Annotated in this window: 7 protein-coding genes; 6 read left to right on the top strand and 1 reads right to left on the bottom strand. The window is 60.3% G+C overall.

Features of this window, described 5'->3' with window-relative positions; translation table 11 throughout:
- Positions 1–89: 89 nt before the first annotated feature.
- A complete protein-coding gene (locus tag ACIQF4_RS18810) occupies positions 90–1,253 on the bottom strand; it encodes an acyl-CoA dehydrogenase family protein (protein WP_400517250.1) in 1,164 nt (387 codons plus the stop codon).
- A gap of 276 nt (positions 1,254–1,529) precedes the next feature.
- On the opposite strand from ACIQF4_RS18810, the gene ACIQF4_RS18805 reads away from it, so the two are divergent.
- From ACIQF4_RS18805 to ACIQF4_RS18780, 6 genes are all read left to right on the top strand, one after another.
- The gene (locus ACIQF4_RS18805; protein ID WP_400517251.1) at positions 1,530–2,087 is read left to right on the top strand and encodes a MaoC family dehydratase; all 558 of its coding nucleotides are present in this window, start codon (positions 1,530–1,532) and stop codon (positions 2,085–2,087) included.
- Positions 2,084–2,953 carry an HpcH/HpaI aldolase/citrate lyase family protein gene (locus ACIQF4_RS18800; protein ID WP_400517252.1) on the top strand — a complete coding sequence of 290 codons (870 nt, stop codon included), beginning with the start codon at positions 2,084–2,086 and terminating at the stop codon, positions 2,951–2,953. Before ACIQF4_RS18805 ends, ACIQF4_RS18800 begins: the two co-directional genes overlap by 4 nt.
- Complete coding sequence (locus ACIQF4_RS18795; RefSeq protein WP_400517253.1) at positions 2,953–4,110, top strand: CaiB/BaiF CoA transferase family protein; 1,158 nt, start codon at positions 2,953–2,955, stop codon at positions 4,108–4,110. The genes ACIQF4_RS18800 and ACIQF4_RS18795 overlap by 1 nt, the downstream gene beginning before the upstream one ends.
- Before the next feature lie 79 nt (positions 4,111–4,189).
- On the top strand, positions 4,190–4,945 hold the full coding sequence (locus tag ACIQF4_RS18790) for a GntR family transcriptional regulator (protein WP_400517254.1): 756 nt from the start codon (positions 4,190–4,192) through the stop codon (positions 4,943–4,945).
- Between the two features lie 194 nt (positions 4,946–5,139).
- Positions 5,140–5,649 carry an HtaA domain-containing protein gene (locus tag ACIQF4_RS18785; protein ID WP_400517255.1) on the top strand — a complete coding sequence of 170 codons (510 nt, stop codon included), beginning with the start codon at positions 5,140–5,142 and terminating at the stop codon, positions 5,647–5,649.
- Positions 5,649–6,944 (top strand): FAD-dependent oxidoreductase, encoded by a 1,296-nt coding sequence (locus tag ACIQF4_RS18780; RefSeq protein ID WP_400517256.1) that lies wholly within the window; start codon positions 5,649–5,651, stop codon positions 6,942–6,944. Before ACIQF4_RS18785 ends, ACIQF4_RS18780 begins: the two co-directional genes overlap by 1 nt.
- The last annotated feature ends 6 nt before the right edge of the window (positions 6,945–6,950 follow it).

Here is a 6,950-nt window from a genome sequence, read left to right as displayed (position 1 = left end):
CCTTAGACAAGCTCTATTTTCCCTGATCCGAGGGGCATTTCCGTGTCACGGCACCCGCTCACACCCCAAACTCATCGGTGGATCGAGGCTTAGTACGACCGGGGGAGACCCAGGACCTTGGTGGCGACAAAGGACTTGATCATGTTGTTGTTTACCGGTGCGACCTGGAACATGCGGGTTTCCCGGAATTTGCGTTCTACGTCGTATTCATCCACGAAGCCATAGCCGCCATGGGTGTCCAGGCATGCGTTTGCTGCAGCCCAGCTCGCTTCTGAGGCGAGGTGTTTTGCCATGTTGGCTTCTGCCCCGCAGGGCTCGCCGGCGTCGAACAGCCGTGCAGCTTCGTATCGCATCATGTCCGCGGCCCTGACCTTCATGTAGGCGTCCGTGATGGGGAATTGCACGCCTTGGTTGGCGCCGATCTGACGACCGAACACGCTTCGGTTGTTAGCGTATTCGACTGCCCGCGTTGTGAACCAGTACCCGTCGCCAATCGCTTCGGAGGCCAGCAGAATGCGCTCTGCATTCCATCCGTCAATGACGTAGCGGAAGCCCTTGCCGACCTCACCTATGACGGCAGACTGCGGTACGCGCATGCCTTTGTAGAAGATCTGGTTGGTGGCGTAATTGAACATAGTGCGGACCTTAACTACTTCCAAGGTCTCCGGCTGTTCGGCACGTACCTGACGCAGGTCCACCAGGAAGAGCGTGAGTCCGTGTGTCCGGTCCTCGTCGCCCTTCTTTGACGTCCGCGCGAGCACGAATGCGAGGTCTGATTCATCGATTCGGCTGGTCCAGCTCTTGTGGCCGGTGATGACGTAGTCGTCCCCGTCCTTGACGGCTGCCGTTTCAATGCTGGTTGTGTCGGAGCCGGCTGCATCTTCTGTAATTGAAAATGCCTGCAAACGAAGGTCGCCGGAAGCGATGGCCGGGAGGTAGGCGTTCTTCTGGTCTTCGCTTCCATGCCGAAGCAGCGCGCCCATGGTGTACATCTGGGCGTGGCAGGCGGCGGAATGGCCGCCGGACTTGTTGATTTCCTCCATGATCACGCTGGCCTCGGTGAGGCCCACGCCCATGCCCCCGTATTCAGTGGGGATCAGCGCGGCCAGGAGCCCTTCTTTGGTCAGTCTGTCGACGAACTCCTGGGGGTAACGGCGGTTGCGATCGGTTTCGCGCCAGTAGGTGTCTGGAAACAGGGCGCAGAGAGTGCGGGTCTTTGCCCTTAGCTCGTCGACAGAAGTTTGGACAGTCACGGGTGCTCCTCGGTTTGTGGCTAGGCGTCGTCGGAAGCCAGTAAACGATCAAAATAAAATATATTCAGACCAAAAATTTGGCGGCCCTTGGGATAACTTCGCGGTGTGCACGGTCGCATCCGGCCTTCGGGCCGGACAGACCAATATATTGAGTCCCCCTCGTCTCCGGGAGACTAGGAGGGCTTATTCGGCGTCCGCGGAACAAAACAGTTGTCCCGTCGACTCTTGGAGACTAATATACGGGATACGGTATCCGCAATGGAAGAGGAACTAACGATGACGTCAGAACTTACGACGGGCCAGACCCGTGTAGTACCGGGATGGACTGGGCGCCTGTTTGAAGATTTTTCAGTCGGCGACATCTACTACCACCCTTTTGGTAAGACGGTCACGGAAGCTGACAACCAAAACTTCACCTTGGTTACGCAGAACGTGGCCAAGACCCACGTGGACCGAAACTTCGCTGCGGGTACGGAGTTTGGCCGGCCTTTGGTTAATTCGACGTTTACTCTCGCGCTCGTGACCGGTCAGTCCACTATTGACCTGTCCATGAACGTCTTCGCGAACATGGGGTGGGATGAAGTGCGGATGCCGAACCCTGTGTATGAGGGCGACACCATCTACTCACGGTCCAAGGTCCTCGCCCTCCGCGAATCCAAATCCCGACCAAACCTTGGCCTTGTCACTGTGGCCACCGAAGGGTTCAACCAGGCCGCCAAAATCGTCATCAGCTACCGGAGGACCTTTATGGTTTACCGCCAGGGACACCTGCCGAGTGTCGAGTCGGCCAGACCCGACGAATCAACATTGCCGGACCACGGAGATTTCCAGTGACCGGTCCACGGGAGGTGGTGTTGGAAACTCAGGGACAGGAACTGGTAGCAGCGGCGGTGACGGCACTGTTCGTCCCCGGTGACCGACCAGAACGTTTCGCCAAGGCGGCAGCCTCGGGCACCGACGTTGTCATCGTTGATCTTGAGGACGCTGTGGCTCCGGAGAACAAGGCGAAGGCGCTGGCAGCGGCTGTCAATTCGCTGACTCGTGGTGAGCTGCGTGCATTGGTCCGGATCAATCCGCTCGGAACTGAGAGCAGCAACGCCGAGATCGTTGCTCTTCTGGGCGTTGCCCAGCAGGCCAGGCATGGCCTGCTGGGGTTCGTTATCCCCAAGGCCGAAGACAGCATGGCCCTAAGAAAGCTCGCCAGTCGTTGCGACATGCTTGATCTGGCAGTCGTACCCCTCGTTGAGAGCGCTGTTGGCATGGTCGGCGCGGCTGAGATCGCCGGCATACCCGGTGTCACCCGATTGTCGTTCGGTGCCATCGACTACGCCCTGGACATCGATGCCGGAAGCGATGACAGGTTTTTGGACCATGCCAGGAGTGCGCTGGTGGTCTCATCACGGGCGGCCGGAATACCGGCGCCTCTGGATTCGCCCGCCATCTTCATCAAAGAGACCGACAAGGTCCAGGCATCGGCAAACCTTGCGCGGGGTTTCGGATTCGGCGGCAAACTGTGCATCCACCCTTCCCAGGTCCCTGTCGTCAGCCAATCCTTCCGCCCGGATCCAGTGGAGGTCCGGTGGGCTGAATCTGTGGTTTCCGCTGGCGGCGGCGCCAGCCAAATTGAGGGCCAAATGATCGACCGCCCTGTCATCGAACGGGCACAGCGCATTCTCGCCCGAGCACGAAAGGAGAAGTGATGGGCCGGCTACCTCTTGAAGGAATCACGGTTGTCTCACTGGAACAGGCCGTCGCCGCCCCGTTTGCAACCCGGCAACTCGCGGATCTTGGGGCCAGGGTCATCAAGATTGAGCGGGACACAGGAGACTTCGCCCGCGGCTATGACAGCAAAGTCAACGGCTTGGCGAGTTACTTTGTGTGGCTGAACCGGGGTAAGGAGAGCATCGTCCTTGATCTTAAATCCGCCCACGGCCTCGAAGCCCTGAAGCAGCTTGTGGCCAAGGCAGATGTTCTGGTGCAGAACCTCGCCCCGGGTGCGGTGGAACGGCTGGGCTTTGGTCCGGACGAAGCCCTGGCACTCAATCCCAGGCTTATCCACGTCTCCGTTTCCGGGTACGGGAAGGGCGGCCCGTATGAGCAAAAGAAGGCGTACGACCTCCTCGTCCAGTGCGAATCGGGGCTGTTGAGCGTTACCGGAACCGACGATTCGCCTGCCAAGGTGGGGGTCTCAATTGCCGACATCTGCGCCGGAATGTACGCCTATTCAGGGGTACTGACGTCCCTGCTGCAAAGGGCTTCAACCGGCAAAGGCGACGTCCTGGAAATTTCGATGCTGGAGGCACTGGGGGAGTGGGTCAGCCAACCCTATTTCTTCGCCGAATACGGCGGGGCTCCGCCCGCGCGGAGTGGGGCCCAGCACGCCAGCATCGCCCCGTACGGGCCATTCGATACCGCCGACGGGACCGTCTTCTTTGGCATCCAAAATGAGCGCGAATGGGAAAAGTTCTGCCGGGAAGTTCTCCAGAAACCAGAACTGGCCGGCGAGTCACGATTCCTGGGCAACGGCGCCAGGGTTCACAACCGCGCCGACCTCCACAGCGAAATCAACGACGTTCTGCGGTCCCTTCCCACTGGTCTGGTCGTTGAACGGCTCGACGCGGCATCCATCGCCAATGCTGAACTGCGCGACATGCACGGGTTCTCCGCCCACCCGCAGCTGTCCGCAAGGAACCGGTGGCGGGATGTGCAATCTTCTGTCGGTGACGTCCGCAGCCTGATCCCGCCGGTCACCTCCAGGGAGGCAGGGTTCTCCATGGGACCAGTGCCTGAGTTGGGGGAGCACACCGAGCAGGTTCTTGCCGAGCTGGGACTGCCGCTTACTGCTGCTGAGCGCTGATTCCCCATTGCCGCCGGGTCCGGAAGGTACCCGGCGGCAATACTTTATTCTTAGCGGAGCATCAGGAGAAGAGGCACCAATGAGTAACCGCAGCAGTGACGACCGTGGCCGCAGGCAGCTCAGTGATGAAGCGGCCGCCTACGTCCGCGGGCTCATCATGTCCGGCGAACTCAGGCCGGGGACAACCGTCAGACCCGAGATGGTCGGACAAGCCCTGAGCATTTCGACCACCCCCGCCCGCGAGGCCCTGCAGGCACTGCGGGTGGAAGGCTTCCTGGACCTGCTCCCGCGCCGGGGCTTCCAGGTCGCACCACTCACCGGACAAGACATACGGGACCTCTTCCACGTCCAGGCACTCATAGCCGGTGAACTGGCAGCGAGGGCTGCAGCCAGCCCCACATACGATGAGCTGGCGGAACTGGAAGCACTTCACCACGAACTGATCGCGGCCGCACGCCGGAATGACCTTGATCTCCTCGAAGAGAAGAACCACGCCTTCCATCGCCAGATCAACACCATGGCCGGCTCCCGGAAGATCCTCTGGGCACTGAGCCTGATCACACGCTACGTGCCCCGGCAGTTTTATTCGTCGATTCCAGGATGGCCGGCGGCAACCGTGACCGACCATGAAGAACTCCTTGAGGGAATACGTTCAAAAGACGCAGCAAAGACACGCGCCTCAATGACGTCCCACATCATCCATTCAGGCGAACTGCTCGCAGCCAACTTCGACAAACGAGTGGTCGCTCCGACGCTCCCGGCAACAGACACCGAAGCAAGCACAGCAATAGCCGGCACGAACCGGCACAGGACTTCGCTGCACGCTGCAAGTTAATAGGGCGCTGCCGCCAGGCGTTCTCCTTTTGCCGATCTATGTAGTCGTGCTTTTGTCCGGCCTCCCGTATAGGAGCACTTTAACGACCTCCAAAAACTGCTCCCGGGAGAAACGGAATGACCGCAGAAAACCTTGTTCGTGTTCCGTATACGGTATACGCTTAGTACAACGCAGCTGATCCTGAAGGAGATGACGTGAAAAAGCTTAAGCGAGCCCCCGCCGGTACCCACTCTTTGCAATGGCGCATTGATCCGGCATTCGATGATTACGTCCGCAACCGCACCGGTGATGGCACCGTCACGCTTTCAGCCGGTGCCACGCGTGATGACGATGGCTACTACCATTTCCCCAGAATCGTCACCTCGGGGGATCACGAGAACCTGCACTTCGGCGGCTCAGTTGAATTCCGCGCCTATTTGGGTGTTCTTTCACTTCGCATCGCCGACCCGAGCCTGCACGTCGCTGGCGGCATGGTCCACATGTACATCGCGGACGACTCCGCCCCCGCAGGGACTCGGCTGGAACTCGCAACGGCAGCTCTTGAGCCAGGGGCCACCGGCAGCATGCTCCTGGACCTTCGCCTGACCGAGCGTGGCGCTGAGCTGTTCCTCGGCAAGTATCCTGCCGGCTCTCCCTTGGCACCGTTGAACATCGTCCTGGGCGCCCCTGCTGCCAGAGCATTTTCCGTCGAAGGAGCCTTCTGATGGATACGCCTCTGTCCATCGCGGTCATCGGAAGCGGGCCTTCCGGTTGCTACCTTGCCCAAAGCCTGCGCCGGTCATTTCCTCAGTCAGAGATCACGATCTACGACCGGCTTGCCTCCCCATTCGGGCTCGTCCGGTACGGCGTCGCCCCCGACCACCAGAGCACCAAATCAATTCAGGCACAGTTTGCCCGGTTGTTTGAACGCGACAATGTCCGCTTCGCAGGCAACATTGAGGTCGGCGCCGACGTCTCCCTGGACGAACTGCGCAGCATCCACCACATCGTCGTGCTGGCTGCAGGCCTTGCCGAGGACCGGGCCGTCGGAGTGCCGGGGGAGGACCTTCCGGAGGTCTACCGGGCAGGCCGCATCACGAGGCTCTTCAACGCCCACCCGCTGGAGCAGACTGAGGTGCCGAAGTTCGGCAACTCCGTGGCAATTATCGGTGGCGGCAACGTGTCCATCGACATCCTGCGGCTGCTGATCAAGCGGCCCGAGGACTTCCTCAACAGTGACATCGACGACGACGTGCTGGCAGCATACATTCAGGCTCCTGTGAGTCACATCGACCTCATCTGCCGGTCTACCGTCACGAACGCTCCTTCTGATCCAGTCATGCTCGCTGAGCTCGGACGCGTAAAGGGCGTGAAATTCTCCTGCGCAGATCCCCTTGCGGTAGCGGAGGACGCTCCGCGTACCGCCGTCGCGAGGGCGAAGGCCATTGAGGAGCTTCTCCAGTTCGACCCGGGAAACGAGACCCGTGTCGAGGTGGTTTTGCACTTTGGGTGGGCCCCGGTGAGCATCAACGGGGACGGGCACGTCCAGAACCTGGAACTGCGATCCGTCAATGATGACTGGCCGAACATACTCCTCAACACAGACTCTGTCGTAACAGCCATTGGTTTCGATTTCGACGCCGGCGACTGGCACGGTCTCGGTGCCCTGAAGGCCAACCTTGAAAGCGGGGTGCTGGATTACGGACTGTACCGCACAGGCTGGATCAAGCGCGGTTCCCGTGGAACGATCGCCGAAAACAGGTCCTGTGCAAAGGCCGTAGCTGAAGAGATCGTCGCTGGCGTCGATTCGCTCCAGCAACAGCCGAAGCCGGGATACGCCGGCCTGCCCGAAGAGGTCCGGGCCAAGGCAGTGGATTATTCGGCGTGGAAGCGCGTGGACGCCGCCGAGACCGATGCCGCCGCTGCCGATCGGTCCCGCCGAAAGATCCCCAGCCATGAACAGATGGTTGCCATCGCACACAACAAACTCGTTCGAACCGCCGCCCCCGGCACCAACTAACTCAGG

The sequence above is a fragment of the Pseudarthrobacter sp. NPDC092202 genome, assembly GCF_044755505.1.
Lineage (GTDB): Bacteria > Actinomycetota > Actinomycetes > Actinomycetales > Micrococcaceae > Arthrobacter.
The sequence above is the reverse complement of the archived record's forward strand: the minus strand, read 5'-3'. Positions and strand labels throughout refer to the sequence as shown.